The sequence below is a fragment of the Halorubellus salinus genome (genome assembly GCF_020567525.1).
In the GTDB taxonomy this organism is placed as follows: Archaea; Halobacteriota; Halobacteria; order Halobacteriales; family Natrialbaceae; genus Halorubellus; species Halorubellus salinus.
In genome coordinates this window covers 341329-360578 of sequence record NZ_JAJCVI010000004.1, presented here as the reverse complement: position 1 = coordinate 360578, position 19250 = coordinate 341329, and the positions used below count along the sequence as shown (strand labels likewise).

Annotated in this window: 18 protein-coding genes and 2 tRNA genes; 8 read left to right on the top strand and 12 right to left on the bottom strand. The window is 69.8% G+C overall.

Annotated features, from left to right (window positions below; translation table 11 throughout):
- Positions 1 to 109: 109 nt before the first annotated feature.
- Entirely contained in the window at positions 110 to 781 is a 672-nt protein-coding gene (gene phoU, locus LI336_RS13015; RefSeq protein ID WP_227133564.1) for a phosphate signaling complex protein PhoU, read from the top strand.
- A gap of 103 nt (positions 782 to 884) precedes the next feature.
- On the opposite strand, the gene LI336_RS13010 is transcribed toward phoU, so the two are convergent.
- Positions 885 to 1424, bottom strand: a complete 540-nt coding sequence (locus LI336_RS13010) for a hypothetical protein (protein WP_227133563.1) — start codon at positions 1422 to 1424, stop codon at positions 885 to 887.
- Between the two features lie 113 nt (positions 1425 to 1537).
- On the opposite strand from LI336_RS13010, the gene LI336_RS13005 reads away from it, so the two are divergent.
- Positions 1538 to 2452, top strand: coding sequence for a DUF8528 domain-containing protein (locus LI336_RS13005; RefSeq protein WP_227133562.1), 915 nt, complete (start codon positions 1538 to 1540; stop codon positions 2450 to 2452).
- Between the two features lie 381 nt (positions 2453 to 2833).
- On the opposite strand, the gene LI336_RS13000 is transcribed toward LI336_RS13005, so the two are convergent.
- Positions 2834 to 2990: transfer RNA gene (locus LI336_RS13000), tRNA-Met, on the bottom strand.
- Between the two features lie 137 nt (positions 2991 to 3127).
- Here LI336_RS13000 and LI336_RS12995 point away from each other — a divergent pair.
- Entirely contained in the window at positions 3128 to 4501 is a 1374-nt protein-coding gene (locus LI336_RS12995; RefSeq protein WP_227133561.1) for a DUF7115 domain-containing protein, read from the top strand.
- Positions 4502 to 4543: 42 nt separating this feature from the next.
- Here LI336_RS12995 and LI336_RS12990 read toward each other — a convergent pair whose 3' ends face one another.
- Positions 4544 to 4948 (bottom strand): DUF5830 family protein, encoded by a 405-nt coding sequence (locus tag LI336_RS12990; RefSeq protein ID WP_227133560.1) that lies wholly within the window; start codon positions 4946 to 4948, stop codon positions 4544 to 4546.
- A 135-nt stretch (positions 4949 to 5083) separates the two neighbouring features.
- Here LI336_RS12990 and LI336_RS12985 point away from each other — a divergent pair, with 135 nt between their 5' ends.
- Complete coding sequence (locus tag LI336_RS12985) at positions 5084 to 5746, top strand: TVP38/TMEM64 family protein (protein WP_227133559.1); 663 nt, start codon at positions 5084 to 5086, stop codon at positions 5744 to 5746.
- A 66-nt stretch (positions 5747 to 5812) separates the two neighbouring features.
- Here LI336_RS12985 and LI336_RS12980 read toward each other — a convergent pair whose 3' ends face one another.
- Complete coding sequence (locus LI336_RS12980; protein WP_227133558.1) at positions 5813 to 5962, bottom strand: HVO_2523 family zinc finger protein; 150 nt, start codon at positions 5960 to 5962, stop codon at positions 5813 to 5815.
- Positions 5963 to 5988: 26 nt separating this feature from the next.
- Complete coding sequence (locus LI336_RS12975; protein ID WP_227133557.1) at positions 5989 to 6384, bottom strand: hypothetical protein; 396 nt, start codon at positions 6382 to 6384, stop codon at positions 5989 to 5991.
- Between the two features lie 183 nt (positions 6385 to 6567).
- Here LI336_RS12975 and LI336_RS12970 point away from each other — a divergent pair, with 183 nt between their 5' ends.
- On the top strand, positions 6568 to 7599 hold the full coding sequence (locus LI336_RS12970; RefSeq protein ID WP_227133556.1) for a hypothetical protein: 1032 nt from the start codon (positions 6568 to 6570) through the stop codon (positions 7597 to 7599).
- 36 nt (positions 7600 to 7635) lie between these two features.
- On the opposite strand, the gene LI336_RS12965 is transcribed toward LI336_RS12970, so the two are convergent.
- Positions 7636 to 8673 (bottom strand): zinc-dependent alcohol dehydrogenase family protein, encoded by a 1038-nt coding sequence (locus LI336_RS12965; RefSeq protein ID WP_227133555.1) that lies wholly within the window; start codon positions 8671 to 8673, stop codon positions 7636 to 7638.
- A 51-nt stretch (positions 8674 to 8724) separates the two neighbouring features.
- Positions 8725 to 11877 (bottom strand): adenosylcobalamin-dependent ribonucleoside-diphosphate reductase, encoded by a 3153-nt coding sequence (locus LI336_RS12960; protein ID WP_227133554.1) that lies wholly within the window; start codon positions 11875 to 11877, stop codon positions 8725 to 8727.
- A gap of 362 nt (positions 11878 to 12239) precedes the next feature.
- Between LI336_RS12960 and LI336_RS12955 the strand changes: the two genes are divergently transcribed.
- The gene (locus tag LI336_RS12955; protein ID WP_227133553.1) at positions 12240 to 12476 is read left to right on the top strand and encodes a DUF8029 family protein; all 237 of its coding nucleotides are present in this window, start codon (positions 12240 to 12242) and stop codon (positions 12474 to 12476) included.
- A 51-nt stretch (positions 12477 to 12527) separates the two neighbouring features.
- On the opposite strand, the gene trpG is transcribed toward LI336_RS12955, so the two are convergent.
- From trpG to trpD, 4 genes are read right to left on the bottom strand one after another with little or no spacing between them, the layout of a single operon-like run.
- On the bottom strand, positions 12528 to 13202 hold the full coding sequence (gene trpG / locus LI336_RS12950; protein WP_227133552.1) for an anthranilate synthase component II: 675 nt from the start codon (positions 13200 to 13202) through the stop codon (positions 12528 to 12530).
- Complete coding sequence (trpE, locus tag LI336_RS12945) at positions 13199 to 14899, bottom strand: anthranilate synthase component I (RefSeq protein WP_227133551.1); 1701 nt, start codon at positions 14897 to 14899, stop codon at positions 13199 to 13201. The genes trpG and trpE overlap by 4 nt, the downstream gene beginning before the upstream one ends.
- Positions 14896 to 15576, bottom strand: coding sequence for a phosphoribosylanthranilate isomerase (locus LI336_RS12940; RefSeq protein WP_227133550.1), 681 nt, complete (start codon positions 15574 to 15576; stop codon positions 14896 to 14898). The genes trpE and LI336_RS12940 overlap by 4 nt, the downstream gene beginning before the upstream one ends.
- 2 nt (positions 15577 to 15578) lie before the next feature.
- Entirely contained in the window at positions 15579 to 16610 is a 1032-nt protein-coding gene (gene trpD, locus LI336_RS12935) for an anthranilate phosphoribosyltransferase (protein WP_227133549.1), read from the bottom strand.
- A 207-nt stretch (positions 16611 to 16817) separates the two neighbouring features.
- Between trpD and LI336_RS12930 the strand changes: the two genes are divergently transcribed.
- The gene (locus tag LI336_RS12930; RefSeq protein ID WP_227133548.1) at positions 16818 to 17537 is read left to right on the top strand and encodes a PKD domain-containing protein; all 720 of its coding nucleotides are present in this window, start codon (positions 16818 to 16820) and stop codon (positions 17535 to 17537) included.
- 86 nt (positions 17538 to 17623) lie between these two features.
- Positions 17624 to 17697: transfer RNA gene (locus LI336_RS12925), tRNA-Val, on the top strand.
- 211 nt (positions 17698 to 17908) lie between these two features.
- On the opposite strand, the gene LI336_RS12920 is transcribed toward LI336_RS12925, so the two are convergent.
- Positions 17909 to 19171 (bottom strand): carboxylate--amine ligase, encoded by a 1263-nt coding sequence (locus tag LI336_RS12920; protein WP_227133547.1) that lies wholly within the window; start codon positions 19169 to 19171, stop codon positions 17909 to 17911.
- Positions 19172 to 19250 lie beyond the last annotated feature (79 nt).

The window sequence follows — 19250 nt, the reverse complement described above, 5'->3', positions numbered from 1 at the left end:
ACCCGAGAACTACGTGTAGTATATAGCCAAACGTAACGATATGCAGACTATAGAAACAACCGGGTCGAGTGACGAAGATTTTTGAACGGGGGCGGTCTGTGGTTCGCGTATGCCACGACAGACCTACCAGGACCAACTGGAGGAACTGCGCGAGGACATCCTCTACATGAGCGAACTCGTCCTCGACCGCCTCCAGGACGCGTTCGTCGCCCTGGAATCGAAGGACGACGAGCGCGCTCGCGCCGTCATCGAGGGCGACGGCGAGGTCAACGACACGTACCTCGAACTCGAACAGGAGTGCATCGACCTCATCGCGCTCCAGCAACCGGTCGCGAGCGACCTCCGGTTCATCGCCGCGTCGTTCAAGATCATCACCGACCTGGAGCGCGTCGGCGACCTCGCGGTGAACCTCGCGGAGTACACGCTCGAGGCGGACCGCGACGTGTTCCCGGAGGTCGACGTGCAGGCCATCGGCGACGTCACCGCGGAGATGGTGCGGGACGCCATGGCGGCGTACGAGACCGAGGACACCGCGGCGTGCCGCGAGATCGCCGCGAGCGACGACGACCTCGACGAGCTCTGCCAGGACGCGAGCGAGATGGTGGTCCGGGACCTCATCGAGACGGAACTCGAGGACGGCGCGAACGTCGAGACGCTCATGGCGGACGTCTCCCGCCTCCTCCTGACGATCCGCGACCTGGAGCGCGTCGGCGACCACGCCGTGAACATCGCGGCGCGCACGCTCTACATGGTCGAGAACGACGACGAACTCATCTACTGACGCGCTCGCTCGGCTGGTCCGCACGCGCTCGCTCGGCTGGTCCGTGCGCTTCGCTCGACTGGTCGGTAGGGCCTTCGCTCCCGGAGCCTGTCGCTGTCCGTTCTCAGACGTCTGCGACGAACCGCCAGGGGTCGCCGTCGCCGCCGGCTTCGACGCCGGGGAGTCGCGACAGTCGTGGTGCGACCATCCCCCACCACGCCTCCTCGCTGTCGTATCCCGCCTCGTGGGTCGGGTACACGGCGTCCACGACCGCCGAGGCGTCCGCTCGCTCGGCGTCCCGGAGGTGCTCGAACGCTTCGCGGACCGCGTCGCGACGCCAGTCCTGCATGAGCTCGCTCGCACCGGGGACGGCGAGCTCGGCGAGTGCGTCGTCGACGCGGTCGTCGAGCGTCGCCTCGTCGGTCTCGCGGAGCCGATACCAGACGTCGACGACGCCGACGCGACCGCGGACCTGGCGGTGCGCGAGGTCGTCGGCTGCGGTCAGTTCGAGGAGTGCGTCCCGAGCGGTCGCGCGCGGGACGTCCAGTTCGTCGGCGACCTCGGTCGTACTCACCGGGTCGTTCGACGGGACCGCGGCGAGCGCTGCCGCGGTCGGCGGGTCGACCACGGCCCCGCCGGTGCCGTGCTCGTCGTGTTCGCTCATGGCACGACCCTCGCCCGCCAGGAGCATTATTTTTTCGTAGAGTATTGGCCAGTAATCATGTTCGTGGCGTGGCGTGGCAAGTTTTAGGTGGGGTGCGAGCGTCGAACTTGGGCATGGCCGACCTCTCCTCGTGTTACTTCTGTGGCGCGGCGATGGACGTCTCGCTCAGGGAGTCGACCGTCGTCCCCGACGCGCTCGCGCCGACGCCAGCACACCAGACCACAGTCGTCCTCTGCGGGACCTGCGAGCGCAAACTCGAGCGCGTCCTCGACCCGGTCGTCGCGGCAGCGAACGCGTCCACGGATAGCCAGGCCGCGGCCGATGACGCCGCCACGACCGACGACGCGGACGAGGTCCACGGAACCACGTCCGGGGACGCCGACGCCACCGTTCCGCCGAGCATCCTCTCGGACGTCGCCGACGACGGCACGTCGACGACGGGCGACGACGACGCGACCGCGGACGACACCGCCGGCACCGAACCGACCGCGGACGACACCGCCGGCAGCGAACCGGCCGCGGACGACGGGACGCCGTTCGAGGTGGACGACACCACGTCCGTGTTCGACGACGCCGACGACACCGCGTCGAGCAGCGTGTTCGCCGACGCGAACGACACGCCGACGACGCCCATCCAGGACGCCGAATCGGACGACGACACCGACGGTATCGCGTTCGACGACCAGTCCCGCGAAGAGACCGCGACGAACCGCGAGTCGACCTCGAACGCAGCCAACGCGTCGAACGCCAGCGCGTCGAACGCCAGCACCCCCGGTCCGTCGACCGACGACGCCTCGACGTCGTCGAGCGAACCCGACACGCCGGACGTCGACCCGCGAACGTACAACAAGGTCGTGCGGCTCCTGAAGAACCGCGACCTCCCGGTGTCTCGCGCCGAGATCGAGTCCATCGCGGGAAGCGCGTACGACATCCCGGACCACGAGTGCGAGGCCATAATCGACGCCGCCATCCAGCGCAGCCTCGTCGCGGAAGCCGACGGCCAACTGACGCACCCGGACGGCATCTGAACCTGCAGTCCCCGAATCGTTCGGTATCCCCGCCCCCCGGTGGTCCCGGCGATACCGGACGCTCGCTCGACGCGCGACCGTGGAGTGCTTCCCGGTAGCGCCGACGCGACGGTCGCTCGCGCTCGTCGACGACCGATACCGGTTCTCCGCCCGCTCTCAGCTACGTTTCGTATCGCCGGACTGGTCGCTAACGCTCACAGTCCGTGGGTAGGAAGTGGTCGGGGCGACCTCGGAACTACCGAAAGACTCGCTTCGCTCGTCTTTCGACTTCCCACTCGCTCCCGATGGTCGCTCGTGGGAACCGCGAGCAGGTTCCTCGCATCGCCCGGCCACTGCTCACGGTGTCGTCACTCACTATCGTTCGTTCATCCGTGTGAGAAGTGGCCGGGGCGGGCTCCGAACCCGCGATCTCCGCATGACTCAGGTTCGAGGCTCGGCGGGCCCCGAGGTCACGCAGTTGCCTTCCAAGGCTGTGGTACCGCACCGAATCTCTGAAACCCTATGAGTGCGGCGCTATGTCCAGCTAAGCCACCCGGCCTCACCAGTTCGTAGTCCGCTCCGGGACTTGAACCTTCTCATGTTACCGCGGTACGTGAGGGGGTCCCAGTCCATCGCGTCGCCGGGTCGACACGACGTCCCCACGGATTTAAGCCGCCCTCTCGTGAAGGACGGCGCATGGACGTTCCGGGTATCGTGCAAGGAGAGCTCGACGGTGAGGAGGTCGCTGCGAGCGTGTCGCTCGGCGGCGAGGACGCCCTCTTCGTCACCGCGTCGCGGACGCTCGTCTACCGCTCGGAGAGCCTCCTGAGCGACGAGTCGGTCGAGTCGTACCCGCACGACGCAGAGCGCGTCACCGTCAAGGACGGTCGTCGGAAGACGCGAATCACGCTCACGTACAGTATCGACGGTGAACGCGACTTCACCGTTCCCTCGAGTGTCGCCGACGACGTCCTCCATCCCGTACTCGCGGGCGTGCTGAACGGGTCGGGCGTCACGGACCCCGGGGAGACGGTCGTGCAGACGTTCCGGTTCAGCGAACTGACGCTCATCGTGACGAGCGACCGCCTCCTGAAGCACGTCGGGAGCGCGGTCTGGGACGACGACCACGAGCAGTACCACTTCGACGACGTCACCGCGCTCGACTTCGAGGAGGGGAGCGTCGCGACGCAGATCGTCATCGCGGTCGACGGGCGTCCCCAGCGCATCAAGACGCCGAACGAGCACATCGCGGTGGTCCGCGAACGCCTCACGCAAGCGTTGTTCGCGTACTACGACGTGGGGTCGCTCGCGGAACTGAACGCGCTCGTCGACCCCGAGGAGGAGACGCCGGATGCCGCTGGCGAGTCGGCGTCCGCTGGTGGTGGCGTCGACTTCGGCGAGGGCGTCGACCCGCTCGGGTCGGGGTCGGGGTCGCGGCCGGCGGACACGAGCGGCGACCCGTTCCTCGACGACGAGAAGGCCGAGTCGTTGGACGCCGACGCGCGTGCGAGCGAGCCCGCGGTTGCGGCCGAGGACCCGCGCCGGCCGGTCTCGGCTGGCGAGGACAGCGGGGCGGACGCGAGCGCCGACGCGGACGCCGGGCGGCGTCGCGCGGAACCAGCCGACGGCGCCGCCGACAGCCGGCGTGCGGAACCCGCGACCGACTCCGCCGACAGCGAGCCCGCCGACACCCGGCGTTCGGAACCCGCGACCGATTCCGCCGACAGCGAGCCCGCCGACAGCCGGCGTGCGGAACCCGCACCCGATTCCGCCGACGTGACTGGAGACGCGACCGCGGGCGGCGTCGAGGAGTCGTCGAGCCTCCTGTCACCGGAGGGCGCGACCGACGAGACCGAAGAGGACGCTGCCGGCGGCGACGGGAGCGAGGACGGCGAGGGCGGGTTCGCGGCTGCCGGGTTCGAGCCCGCGACCGAATCGGGCGTGACGGCCGCGGACCTCGCGGACCGCATCGACGACCTCGAATCCCGCGTCGACGCGCAGAACGACCTCCTCGAGCAACAGCAGGCGCTCATCCAGCAGCTCATCGAGGAGCTCCGCGAGCGCTCGTAGCGCGAGCCGGCCACTCTCGGCGGCCGCCGTTGGCGTCCGCGGTCAGTCGTCGCGGCCCGTGACCTTCCTGACGCACTCGGAGCCGAACGGCCCGAGTTCCCCTGCGTCGAGTTGCACGAAGTGCCCAGTGGCGAGGCCGGTCCCGCAGCGCCGACAGTCGTAGTCACCGTCGCGGCGGACGACGTCCGTCGTCTGCGAGACGTACCCGCCGCCGCCCGCGACCGCAACGACGCCGTCCTCGCGTTCGATGACGCCGCGCATCTCGGCGGTGTCGAGTATCTCGCGGACGACCGTCGGCGCGGTACTGACCGCTTCGACGCGATCCATCGCCTCGGCGAGCGACAGTTCGGCGTCCTCGGCCTTCGCGAGCAGTTCGACGCCGACCTCGACGGGGTCGCCGTCGACCCCACCGGTCCCGCTCGCGCGCTCGCCATCCTCGGTCGTCATCGCGTTCCAGTCCTCGGCCGCGACGCAAAAACGTTGCGCGGACCGTCGCCGTCTCGCGACCGCGCTCGCTCACCGGGGCCGGTGGTCGCGAGCGAGGGGAAAGACGTTCATGCACCCGGGGGATAGTCGGTGGTGATGCATCGTCGCGCCGCGGTCGGGGTCGTGCTCGTCGCCACGGTCGTCGTGGCGTCGCTCGCGGTGTCGCCGACCGCGACGTTCGCGACGCTTGCCGCGCTCGCGGACGACCCGGTCGTCTTCGGGGTCGCGCTCGTCGCGTGCTATCTGCTACGGCCGCTGGTCGCGTGGCCGACGACGCTCGTCGCGGTCGTCGTCGGGTACGGGTACGGGGTCGCCGTGGGGATTCCGGTCGCGCTGGCGGGCGCGGTCCTGACGTCGATGCCGGTGTTCGCAGCGGGGCGGTACTTCGGCGACGGCGAGGACAACCCGCTGTCGTGGCTCGCGCCCGGCGAGCGGTTCCTCGCCGCCGCCGGCGAGTACTTCGACGCGACCGGTGACTTCCGCGGCGTCACCGCCGCTCGGCTCGCGCCACTCCCGGCGGACGCCGTCACCGCGACCGCCGCGATGACCGGCGTCTCGCTGCCGGCGTTCTGCGCGGCGACCGTCGTCGGCGAACTCCCGTGGACGATTGCGGCCATCCTCGTCGGCAGTTCGCTGTCGACGCTCTCGGCCGATGGCGTCGGCGCGGTCGACCCGCGACTGGTCGTCGGACTCGGTATCGCGGCCGCCATCCTCCTCGCCGGCCCGCTCTATCGACGGGTGGGTATCGGAGGGGACTGACTGATTCGGCGGGCATACGCCGACCCCCAGGGCGGCGTTTCCGTGGCGGTCGCGCTCGTCTTGTGGTTACTCGCGTTGGAGGTGGAAGGTGTCGGAGCAGTCCATGACGACGCCGTGGTTCGGGCAGACGTACTTGCAGTGCCGTCGGTAGAGGACGGTGTCGCACATCGGGCACGGGCGGCCGCCGCCGGCGGTCGCGTCGGCGTCGTCGGTCATCGCGTGAACGTTCCGGTTCTGGCGGCTTAATCACGGTGGTTCGCGCGGTCGCGGGCGACGAGTGCGAGGGCGGCGAGGCCGCTGGCGGCGGTGATGGCGACGCCGGGGCCGGGGAGGAGCCAGGGGGCGACGACGCCCTCGGAGGCGGTGTCGAGCGCGACGACGGTCGCGGCGGCGCCGACGAGTGTGGCGGAGGTCGTGGCGACGCGGCCGTCGCGAGCGACGAGGACGCCGATCGCGAGGACGGCGAGCGGGAGCGTCGCGAGCCCCCACGTCTCCAGGCCGGTTCCCTGCCCGGGGTAGTAGACGGCCGGGGAGATGCCGTCGTAGAACGGGTTCCGGAGGAGCCACGGCGGGAGTGCGCCGAGGGCGACGCCGGCGAGGGCGGCGACGAGGAGGCGGTCCGTCCGGGAGTCTATCACGGGAACGCGTCGGTGCGCCGCGGTCGTGAACCTTTGCCCGACCACGCTCGGGTGGCGTGCTCGCGCCGTCGTTGCGTCGGCGTCGTCCGATTGACACGTCGTGCCATCGTCGTCGCGTCGGCGTCGTCCCGTGGCGTCGGCGTCCACGACACGCATTTCCGCGCTCACGACCAACGCTCGTGCATGAATCCACTGTCGTCCCTGAAGCGACTGTTCGGTCGTGGCGCGGACGCCGACGGTGCTGGCGCGAGTTCGGACGCGACCGAGGACGCGAGTCGACCGCGGGACCTCGCTGCCGCGTTCGTCGACGCCCACCCCGACGTTGACCTGGACTACACGCCGGAGTCGCTGCACGCGCTCGACGACATCGCCGACGAGGTCGCCGCGGCGCTCGCCGCCGCGACCGAACCGGCCGCCGCGACCGAACCTGGCCCCGAACCAGCGGGCGGGGCCGAACCGGTCGGCGCGACCGACGACGTGGGCGCAACGACCGAGGCCGGGGACGTCGAGGCGCTGAACGAGTCGGTGCGCCGGATGGGCGCGTACCTCGGGGAGACGTTCGTTCGCGCGTACGACGGCGAGTGGACGTTCGACGACAGCGCCGGCTGGGTCGTCACCCTCCCCGCGACGCACCGCGGGCAGCCGCTCGTCCTCACCGTCCCGAGCGTCCTCGGTGACGTCGTCGAGGGCGAGTCGTCGTTCGCGGTCGTCCACGACGTCTTCGCGAGCGAACTCGACGTCGACACGCCCGAGCTCGCCGACGAGGACCCCTTCGAGGACGAAGCGGATCCGCGCGAGGAACCCGCGCCAGCGGACGTCGTCGCGGCGTTCGACCGGCTCGCCGCGGAGTTCGCCGCCGACCACGACGCGCTCGACTTCACGCCCGATTCGCTCGGTGCGCTCGACGACGTCGCGCGCAGCGACCGCGAACCCGACGACGTGCCCTTCGACCCCGACGTCGACGACCTCGACCTCTCCGTCCGTGGTCGCACCGACGCCATCGCGGGCTACTTCGCGGCCGTCGTCCGCACGCACCACACCGCCGAGTACCGCGGGGAACTCGCCGAGACCCTCGTCGTCGAGGGCGCGACCCGGCAGGCGACGCTCGAACCGCGCGCCATCGCCGCCGCCGCAGCCGCCGACGAGACCAGCTTCGAGACGCTGTACGCGAACCTCAGCGAGGACCTCGGGCTCGGGACCGCCGATCACGCGTGACGGTTCCGCGGTCGGCCAGCGACGCGGTACTTGCGGTCAGACCTCCACGAGGACCTTGATGGCGTCGCGTTCGTCCATCGCGCGATAGCCCTCGGGGACGCCGTCGAGGTCGACGGTCTTCGTGAACACCGGCGACGGGTCGAGCGTCCCCTGGAGGACGTCCGCCATGAGGTCCTCGACGTACGCGCGGACCGGCGCGACGCCGCCCTCGAGGCCGACGTTGTTCGAGAACGCCGTTCCGAGGAACTCGGCGTCCTCGACCCCGGCTGGTACGCCGACGTACCCGACGGTACCGCCGGGGCGGGCGACGTCCAGTGCCGTGTCCCACGAGGACTCCGCGCCAACGCACTCGAGGACGTGGTTCGCGCCGCCGTTCGTGATGTCGAGCACCGCGTCGATCGCTTCCTCGCCGCGTGCACTCACGGTCTCCGTCGCGCCGAAGGACTCGGCGACCGCGAGGCGGTCCTCGTGGTGGCCGACGGCGACGATGCGTTCCGCCCCGAGGCGCTGCGCTGCGAGGACGCCACAGAGACCGACCGCGCCGTCACCGACCACGACCGCGGTCGCCCCCGCATCCACGCCCGCGCTCACCGCCGCGTGATGGCCAGTGCACATGACGTCCGTGAGCGGGAGCAGCGACTCGAGGACGTCGTCGTCGTCCGCGTACCGGTCGGGGACGCGCACGAGCGTCCCGTCCGCGAACGGACAGCGCACCATCTCGCCCTGTGCGCCGTCGTGCTCGCCCGCCCAGCCCGCCTCCTCGACGCAGGACGTGTAGAGGCCCTTCCGACAGAACTCGCACTCCCCGCAACTGATCGCGAACGGCGCGAGCACGCGGTCCCCGGGCCGGACGCTCGTCACGTCCTCGCCGACCGCCTCCACCACGCCCATCGGTTCGTGCCCGACGCGACCCGGCGTCGGGTAGTCGTGCTCCCCGCGGTAGAACCAGAGATCAGACCCGCAGACCGCGGTGTGCGTGATTCGGACGATCGCGTCACCGGGCGCTTCCAGTTCCGGGTCCGGGACCTCCTCGATGCGGACGTCTCGCTCGCCGTGGAAGACAGCAGCGTCCATACCGTCCCGTGGACGCTCGGGGAGAAAAAACCGCGAATCGCGGAACCTACGTCAGCACTCGGACCAGCCGCAGGACTCGCAGGTCTTGCAGCCCTCGGAGTACGCGAGCGACAGCGACCCGCACTCGGGGCACTCGGGGCTCTCCCCGGCCGCGATGAGGTCGTCGACCGCGTCACTCGTCTCCTCGGCCGCCGGCTCGCCCTCCGCGGGCGGGCTCGGGGTCGACGCGTCGACCGCGGACGCGTCGGCGGTCGTCGCCCCGCCGTCGGGCTGGGTCGCCGCGTCGGCGTCCCCGTCGTCGGCCGCCTCCTCGAGCGTCTTCTGCTCGGGGTAGGGCTTGTCGATGTCGTCGTCGAGGTACCGGCGCATCGCGGTGCCGATGGCGTCCGGGATGGACTGGATCTGCTCGCCGCGGTCCCACGCCACCTTCGGGCTCCGCGTCCCGCAGAGCTCGTCGACGATCTCGTCCGGATCGACGCCCGCCTGGAGCGCCGTCGAGATGACCTTCCCGAGCGACTCGGTGAAGGAGTTCGTGAAGCCACCGGAGTGCCCGATGTTCGCGAACACCTCGAACGGCTCGCCGGTGTCGGGGTCCTCGTTGATCGTGACGTAGAGCTTCCCGTACCCGGTCTTCACGCGCTGGCTGACGCCGCGGAGCGCGGCGGGCCGGTCGCGCTTCCGGCGGCGGTCGCCGTCCGCGGCCGCGAGCAGGCTCGAGACCTCCTCGGTCAGTGCGGCCTGCACGTCGTCGTTCTCGAGGAACGCCTCCATGCCGCCGAAGACGTCCTGGATCTGCTCGACGAGGACCTCCGCGGCCTCGTCCTCGTCCGCGAACTCCTTGTTGTCCGCACGCGTCGTGAGGACCTGCTTGCTACGAGTGCCGTCGCGGTAGACGGTGACGCCCTTCCCGCCGTTCTCGTAGATGTAGCGGTACACCTCGTCCATGTCGGACGGCGAGGCGTCGTTCGGGAAGTTACACGTCTTCGAGATGGCGGAGTCCACGCCGTCCTGGCACGCACACTGGACTGCGGCGTGGTCCTTCCCTTCGAGGTCGCTCGTGACGACGAACAGCTCGCCGATGGCGTCCGGGACGGTGTCGAGGCCTTCGACGCCGTCGAACGCGTTCGACGCCATCTGCTCCTGGGCTTCCTCCTTGACGGCGTCGACGTCGATGTCGTTCGCCTCCAGGACGCGCAGGAAGTAGTCGTCGAACTCGACGAGCATCTCGTCGCCCTGCACGTCGTCGCTGACGTTCTTGTAGTACGCGACGTTGTAGATGGGCTCGCAGCCACCGGTCGTGTTCCCGACCATGCTCGTGGTGCCGGTCGGCGCGATGGTGGTCGTGTTGTGGTTCCGGATCTCGAATCCGTCGGCCCACTCGTCGGCGTCGAGGCCGGTGTGGTGCTCGAACCAGTCCGCGTACTCGGTCGGGTTCGCGTACTTCGAGTCCGCGTAGTCCGCGAACGCGCCGCGCTCGCCGGCGAGCTCGTGACTCGTCCACTTGGACTCGTGGTTGATGTGCGTCATCAGCTGGCTCGCGACCTCGTTGGACTCCTCGCTCCCGTAGCGCATCCCGAGCTGGATGTAGAGTTGCGCGAGGCCCATGACGCCCAGACCGATCTTCCGCATCTCGCGGACCTTCTCCTCGATCTTCGGCACCGGGAAGTCAGACATCGTGACGACGTTCTCCAGGAAGCGCGTCCCGAGGTCGATGCGGCGGTCGAACTCCTCGAAGTCGACCGCGTCGTCGAGGAACGCATCGACTGCGCTCTCGAGGTCCGCGTAGTCGTCGCCGTGCTCGTCGTACCAGACGCGCCAGTCGGGCGCGTCCAGGTCCGCGAGCGTCGAGAGGTTGATGTGCCCGAGGTTACACGCCTCGTACTCCTCGAGGGGCTGCTCGCCGCAGGGGTTCGTCGCGAGGATGCGGTGCTCGGGGTGCTCTTCGACGTCGAAGGAGTGCTTCTTGTTGACGCGTTCGAGGTAGATGACGCCCGGTTCGCCGTTCTCGTGAGCGCCCTCGATGACGTCCTCCCAGAGGGCTTCCGCGGGCACGGAGAGCTCCTCGCCGACCTCGACGTGCTCGCCGAGCCCGAACATCTCGTAGAGCTCCTTCGTCTCCGCGGTCGCGATGTGCGCCTCGCCCGTACGGGGGTTCGTGAACGTGAACTCCTCGCCGTTCTCGAGCGCGTCCATGAAGTCGTCGGTGACGCCGACGCTGATGTTGAAGTTCGAGAGGTGGCCCTCGACGGCGTTCCGGAGGTGCTTGGGGACCTTCCCCTCGTCGTCGATAAGTTCCCGCGCCTCCTCCAGCGCGTCCGCGAACGAGTTGTGCGTGTAGTCGTCCGGGTCGTTGAGTCGCAGGGAGTGCGCGAGACTGACGTCCTTGTTCTTCGCGTGGATGAACTGGATGACGTCCGGATGCGAGATGCGCATGACGCCCATCTGTGCGCCGCGACGCGCACCGCCTTGCGCGATCGTCTCGCACATCTGGTCGTACGTCCGCATGAACGTGATGGGGCCGGAGGCGATGCCGCCCGTGGACCCGACGGGGTCGCCGTACGGGCGGAGCCGCCAGAACGCGTACCCCATGCCACCGCCGCTCTGGAAGACCTGCGCGGCCTCCTTGGCGGTCTGGTGGATGTCGTCGATGTCGTCCTCGGGCGAGTCGACGAAGCACGCCGAGAGCTGCTGGAGTTCGTCGCCCGCGTTCATGAGCGTCGGCGAGTTCGGCATGAACGACAGGTTCTCCATGAGGCCCTGGAACTCGTCGGCCTTCTCCTGGACGTGCTCGCGGACGCCGTCGGGGAGTTCGGGGACGACGGTGTCGTACGCGAACTTGTTGACGTTGTACACCGAGAGCTCCGTGGACGTGTCGTCGTCCACGGTGGTGCCTTTCCCGAACACTTCCTCGGCGAGCTCGTCGCGACGCGGGTGGTCGGGCTTGAGCTGGTCGGGCGTGACCTCGACGGTCACGTCCTGGTTGTCGGCCTCGTAGACGGCCTCGGCGAGCGCGATGTTCTTCGCGACGCGAACGAAGAGGTCCTCCTGCTCCTCGATGAGGTCGCCGTTGGCGTCCTTGCGGAGGTAGCGCGCCGGCAGGATGTTGTGGTACGCGTTCCCCGTGAGGCGGTCCTCGAGCGTGTCGCCCTCGGTTCGCTTGATCGGCAGGTCGACCTCGTCCGCTCCGACGTTCGACCGACTCATCGCTTCCCCTCCCCGCCCGCAGCATCGAGCTTGCGGGCGTTTTCGGCGGCTGTAGATGGTGTCATATGCATCGTTCGAGACGAAGATTTGGTACACGCGAGGGTACCATAAATGGTCGGATTTCTACTCCGATTGATGTTACACAACCCTGTTTTAATTATGGCGCTGTCGCTACCGGACACTCGGGATCATCTCTATGAATCGCTTCGGGAGGGAGCGACTTGAACCCTCCCAAACCGGAGTGAAAGTGGACGCCCGACGACCGCCGTCGAGCGCTCGACGCGCCCCGGTTCGCGGCCCGAGGTCGAACGCCTCCCTGTCTTGCCCACAAACTTATGCCCGCCGTGGGTCTGGAATCGGGTATGTTCCCACTCCAGGTGGCCTTCGGGTTCGACGCGCTGGCGCTCGCGGTCATCGCGCTCGTCGCGCTCGTCGTCGTCGTGCTGCTCGTGCGCGTCGCGGTCGCCATCGCCATCCGCGTCGGTATCGTCGCCGCGATCGTCCTCGGTATCCTCTACGCGCTCGACGTCACGCTCGGCATCGACCCGCTCGGCCTCCCCGGAACCACGTTCGTCGACGCCGCGTCGCTCCTGGCGTAAGCACCCGCGGCGAACGTACCGAACCGGCCTCGACGCGCGCGGCAGTCGTTCTCAGTCGACGAGCGAGAGGAAGTTCTCGACGACGTCGTGACCCCGGCCCGTGAGGACGGACTCCGGGTGGAACTGCACGCACGAGATGGGGTGCTCGCGGTGGCGGACGCCCATGACGAGCGCGTCGCCGTCGCCGCGTGCCGCGCCAGCGCGGACGCCGCCGTCGGTGGCGACGTCCACGCCACTCGGCCCCTCGTCGCTGTGGTCGGTCGTCGCCGACACCTCGAAGCACTCCGGGACCTCGCTCGCGACCAGGGAGTGATATCGCCCCGCGGAGAACCCCTGCTCGATGCCCGCGAACACGCCGCGGCCGTCGTGCGCGATCGGCCACGCCTTCCCGTGCACGGGCTCGGGGGCGCGGCCGACCGTCCCGCCGTACTCGTAGACCGCGGCTTCCAGTCCGAGGCAGACGCCGAGCGTCGGCACGTCCGGGCTGACGTCGCGGAAGACGTCCATCGTCACGCCGACGTCGCGCTCGTTCTTCGGATGCCCCGGGCCCGGCGAGACGACGACGGCGTCCGGGTCGAACGCGCGGACGTCGTCGACGCTCGCGGTGTTCCTGACGACCTCGACCGCGACCTCGTCGGCTGGCCGGGTCGCGAGCAGCGAGGATTCGACGTACTCGACGAGGTTGTACGTGAACGAGTCGAAGTTGTCGACGAACAGGACCCTCATCGCGACACCTCCGGTGGCGGGACGTCGTCCTCAGGTTCGGTCGTGATGCGGTCGAGCGCGTCGAGGACGCCCTGCATCTTCTGTTCGGTCTCGTCGTACTCGCTTTCGGGGTCGCTGTCCGCGACGACGCCCGCCCCGGCACGGACGGTGACGCGGTCGAACTCGCCCTCGTCCTCGACGGTCGCGGTCCGGATGACGATGGCGACGTCCGCGTCGCCCGTCCACGAGTAGTACCCGACGCCGCCGCCGTAGACGCCCCGGGGGTCGTCCTCGAGCGCGTCGACGACCTCCATCGCGCGGATCTTCGGTGCGCCCGAGAGCGTTCCGGCGGGGAAGCTCGCGCGCGTCGCGTCGAACGCGTCCGCGTCGGCGGCGAGTTCGCCCGTGACGGTGGACTCGATGTGCTGGACGTGACTGTACTTGAGGACGTTCATGAACTCATCGACGCGGACGCTCCCGGACTCGCTGACGCGCCGGACGTCGTTCCTGGCGAGGTCGACGAGCATCGTGTGCTCGGCGCGCTCCTTCGCGTCCGCGAGCAGTTCCCCCGCGAGCGCTCGGTCCTCGACGGGGCTGTCGCCGCGCTCGATGGTGCCCGCGATGGGGTTCGCGACGACCTCGTCGCCGCGCACCGAGACGAGCGTCTCCGGGCTCGCGCCGACGACGTCCAGGTCGTCGTGCCCGAGCAGGTACATGTACGGCGACGGGTTCACCTCGCGCAGGCTCTCGTAGAGCCCGAGCGCGTCCACCTGGCCCTCGAGCTCGCGCGTCCGCGAGAGCACGGCCTGGTAGACGTCGCCGTCGAGCACGTGCTCCTTCGCCTTCGCGACCGAGTCCTCGTACGCCTCGCGGCTCCCGGCGCGTTCGCGCTCGCGAACGAACCCACCCGTCTCCAGGGGGTCGGCGCTCGCGAGGCACTCGCGGACGCGCTCGGCCTCGCCTTCGAGGACGTCGTAGACGGCGCCGGGGTCCTCGCTCGCCGAGAGCACGGGCGTGAACACGAGTTCGAGCGACTCGGCGACGTCGTCGAACACGAGCGTCTTCGTCGACAGCACGAACTGCGCGTCCGGGAACCGCGATTCCGGACGGTCGACGCCGACCTCGTCGAGGAACGCGTCGTACACCGCGTCGTACCCGACGAACCCGACGAGCCCGCCCTGGAGGTGCTGGCGGTCCCCCGTCGGGAACCCCGCGGTCTCGGCGTCGGGCATCGCCGCCCGCAGCCGGTCGAAGACGTCCGCGGACGACTCGCCGGGGCCGTCGCCGCTCGCAGCTGCGTCAGCGAGCGCGCCCTCTGGGTCGACGAGGGCCTCGTACCGGTCGCTCCCGAGGACGTCCACGTCCACGTCGCTCCCGGTGACGGTGACGACCGCCGCCGGGTCGTACCCGACGAACGAGTACCGCGCGTGCCGGCTCGCGTCGCCGTCGTCGTCGTCCGCGGCCGCGGGCCGGAACGCGCCCGCCGGGTCGCTGGACGCGACCTTCTCCGCGCTCTCCAGGAGGAACGCGTAGTCGTCGTCGCTCCCCGGCGGGTCCGCGGTCCGCCCCGTGAGCGCCGCGTACGCGCCCAGCGGCGTGACGTCCACGTCCAGTTCGACGCTCGCACGCACCACCGCGGGGCCGCCGTCGCGGAGCGCGTGCTCGGCGAGCGTCTCGAAGGACTCGCGGTCCGGTGCGAGCGCCGGCTCGTCGCTCATGCCGACACCGCCTCTTCGTTCGTCGCCTCGTCGCGCGCCGCTCGCGTCGCGTCGGCGACCGCGTCGACGAACTCGCGGACGCGGTCGTGGTCCTTCACGCCACCCGCGGCTTCGACGCCGCTCGCCACGTCCACCGCGAACGGGTCCACGACGTCGATGGCGCTCGCGACGTTCCCCGGCGTCAACCCACCGGCGAGTATCACGGGTGCGTCGAGGTCGCGGACGGCGTCGCGCGTCCGCTCCCAGTCGTGGGTCTCGCCGGTGCCACCGCCGCCGTCGGCGTCCGCGGAGTCGACGAGGAGTGCATCCACGACGTCCGCGTACCGCCTCGCCGTCTCGACGTCGTCCGCGTCCACGGCCTTCAGGACGCGAGCGTCGACGCGCGACCGGAGGTACGCGACGTCACCGGGCGACAGGTCGCCGTGACACTGGACGACGTCCGGGTCGACGCGCGCGACGAGGTCGACCGCTCGCTGGGGCGCCGTCGGCATCGTCACGAGCACCGTCGTCGCGAACGGCGGGACGCGGGCGACGAGTTCCGCGGCGCGCGCCACGGTGAGTTCGCGCGGCGTGTCCACGGGCACGTCGACGACGAACCCGAGCGCGTCCGCGCCGGCGTCGACCGCCTGGTCGACGTCGGCTTCGCGCGTCAGACCACAGACCTTCGTTCGCGTCATCGCTAGTCCGCGCCCGCTTCGGCCGTCGCGGCCGTCGATTCCTCGCCCTGGAGGTCCGCGAGCTTCGACGCCGCTGCGCCGGACTCGATGGCCTCCCGTGCCGCCGCGACACCGTCGGTGAGCGACTCGGCCTCGCCGGCGACGTAGATGGCGGCGCCCGCGTTCGCGAGGATGATGTCGCGCTTCGCGCCCGTCACGTCCCCTTCAAGGATGCCCGTCATGTCCGCGGCGTTCTCGGTGGGCGTGCCGCCCGCGACCGCCTCGACGGGGGCGCGTTCGAGGCCGAGGTCCTCGGGCGTGAGCGTGTACTCCTCGATCTCCTCGCCCTGAACCTCGGCGACGACGGTCTCGTCGTGGATGGCTATCTCGTCCATGCCGCTGCCGTGGACGACGAGCGCGCGCTCGACGTCCATCCGCGCGAGCGCTCTCGCGAGGACGGGGACGAGGTCGGGGTCGTAGACGCCGACGACCTGCGCGTTCGCACCTGCGGGATTGGTCAGCGGGCCGAGGACGTTGAAGATGGTGCGCATCCCGAGTTCCTTCCGCGGGCCGATGACGGCCTTCATCGCGGGGTGGAAGACGGTCGCGAGCATGAAGCCGACGCCGTCGGCCTCTATCTGGGATTCGACCGCCGGGGGTTCGGCGTCGACGTCGACGCCGGCCTCCTCGAGGACGTCGGCGCTGCCGGAGGAGGAGGAGACGGAGTAGTTGCCGTGTTTGGCGACGGGGACGCCGGCGCCGGCGGCGACCATCGCGCTCGTCGTGGAGACGTTGATGGTGTCGTAGTCGTCGCCGCCGGTCCCGCACGTGTCGACGAGCGGGGCGCGGTCGGGCTGGATGGTTCGGGCGGCGTCGCGCATCCCTTCGGCGAACCCGGCGATCTCGGCCTCGGTCTCGCCCTTCGCGCGGAGCCCCGAGAGCAGCGCGCCGATCTGTGCGTCGGTGGCGTCCTCGAACACCGCGGTGGCGGCGTCGCGGGCCTGGTCCTGTGTGAGGTCGGTGCCGTCGGTCACGCGCTCGATGTAGTCCTGCATAGTGAATCACTAATGAACGGCTTCGTCTTATGATGTACAAATTCGTACATTCACTTAAGCGTATCGACGGTGAGAGGCGCCGTCGAGTGCTAGCATACGACGCGATTAGGGCGAAGGGACCCGTCCGCGAGCGGGAGCTGGCCCCGAGCGGGACCGGCCGCACGCTGCCGAGGGTTGAAGGCGGATGGGGCGGCCAGCGTCGGCGTCATGCTCGAACGCACGCTGACTCGACGGAGCGTCCTCGAACACGCCGGGACCGCGGCCGCCGGCGCGACCGGTCTCGGCGTCCTCGACCGCACGGCCGACGACGATCCAGGAGCCGCCGACGCGACCGCGCCGGGCGGGGACTGCGGTCGCGACCACGTCGACCCGGACCTGGCGGTCGTCGGCGCACGACGCGAGGACGGTGACCTCGTCGTGCACGCGGGCGACGCACTCACGTTCGACGCCTCGGGGACCGAGTCGACGGCGCCGGTCGCGGCCTACACGTGGACGATCGGTGGGGAATCCATCGACGGGGAGCGCGTGCATCACGCGTTCGAGCGCGGCGGCGGCGTCGAGACCGTCACGCTCGCGGTGACGGACGAGGCGGGCCGCGCCGCGTCCGCGAGCGTCGACCTCCACGTCCTCGAGCGCGACCGGTACAACGAACCGCCGACGCCCGTGCACGACGTGTCGCCGGCGCGGACGTACGACGACGGGTACATCGTCGGGGTCGGCGAGCCGGTGACGTTCGACGCCCGGGAGTCGCGGGACGAGGACGGGGACGTGGTGGCGTACGAGTGGGCGTTCCGCGGCGGCGCGAAGCCGGGTGCGGTCGTGGAGCACGCGTTCCGGCGGCGCGGGAACTACCGGGTGACGCTGTCGGTGACCGACGACGACGGCGCGACGGAATCGGTCGAGGTCCCGGTGCACGTGGCCCGGTAGCGACGATTCACCACACGGCGACCGATTCGAAACCCTTTTTTAACGTCCCGGGCAACGAACGAGTGCAGGAAAGACCGACGCCACCTGGGTTGGTGGTCTAGTTGGTTATGACACCTCCTTGACATGGAGGAGGCCGGCGGTTCAAATCCGCCCCAACCCACTTCTCGCAGCACAAAACGACGAGCGTAGCGAAGAGTCTGTGCTGCGAGAATGGTTCTGTGCGGATTTGAACTCTGGAAGTCGCGCGCAGCGAACGAACGTGAGCGAGCACGTCTTCCTCCGGTTCAAATCCGCCCCACCCACTTCTCGCGCGAACAAACCGGCGAGCGTAGCGAGTCGCTTGCGTCTGCGAATCCTGCGTCCGGGAGTGGTCAGTGGGTGCGTGGTGTTGGTTCTGGCTGCGGTTCCTCGGCGTCGTCGGGTGGCGTTGCTGGCTTGGCGGGTTGTGGGCCGTTGATCTGTGCGCGGATGTCGTTGGCGACGGTGGTGAGGAACGGCCGTGGGTCGTGGGCGTCGAGGACGTCGAATCGGCGGTCGCGGAGGATGGAGGTGGCGACGTTCCAGGTTGCGGTGGGGAGTGACGGATGGTCGCAGACGGGGTGGTCGTCGGCGGCGACGCTCAGGAGGTAGGAGAGTTCGCCGGAGAGGACGTGCGACCGGATGCCGGGCGTCGGTTCGGGGACGGGCCCGACGGGTTCGCCGGCCGCGAGCTGCCGGTAGTGGTACGGGAAGTCGAAACCGGCGTGGATCTCGAGTTGGACGGTCGCCCAGAATCGCGGGTTGATCTCGAGGAGCTTGTACTCGCCCGTGTCGGGGTCCTGGATGACGTCGATGTCCGCGGGGCCGTCGTAGTCGAGTTCCGTGAGGATCGCGCGCCCGAGCGCTTCGAGTTCGGGGATGTGGACGGTTTCGTGGTAGACGCTCGGGCCGTGATAGTACTTGACGCCACGGATGATGCGTTTCTGGGTTTCGACGACGGGTTCGCCGTCATCGTAGAGGACGCCGAGGGAGTACTCGGTGCCGTCGACGAACCGCTGGACGTGCGGGGTGTGGCCGAAGGCTGCGTGGAGTTCGTCGACGTCGGGGCGGTCGTTCGCGGGGATGAACACCGCACCGGTCTGGTCGACGAGTTCACTGGGGAGGTCCTGGGTCGTGTAGGCGTCGGCGAGGAGCGCGAACCGGGATTTGACGACGCAGTCCTCGGTCCACGCGTCGACGTCGTCGAGCGGTCGCGTGTCGGGGGTGGCGACGCCGGCGGCGTCGGCTGCGTCGAACAGGCGGTCGCGGTCGTGGATGGTGCGGAGCGTGTCGAACGACGGGCACGGTGTCGCGACGTGTTCGGCGAACTCGTCGCGGTACTTCGCGAGGACGTAGATGTCGGGTTCGGTCAGTGGAACGATGGTCTGGACGTCGGGTCGGGCTGCGAGCTCGAGGAGGGCGTTCCTGTAGGCGGTCGTGTCCGTCATCGGGTCGGGGGCGAGGACGCGTTCGTCGCAGTACCGCGAGCGGAAGGCGGGCGTGGTGTCGTCGCTGGCGACGCCGATCGTGCGGACGCCGCGTCTCCCGAGCGACCGGTGGAAGGCGACCGTGCTCGCCGGCGACCCGGTGGGGACGACGACGGTGGATTGGTCCATGCACGTCCGGTGACGATAGACGGGAGCTTTGGTATCTACTGCCTACCGTGTCTACTCGCCGGCGTCGAGGGGTGTCGAG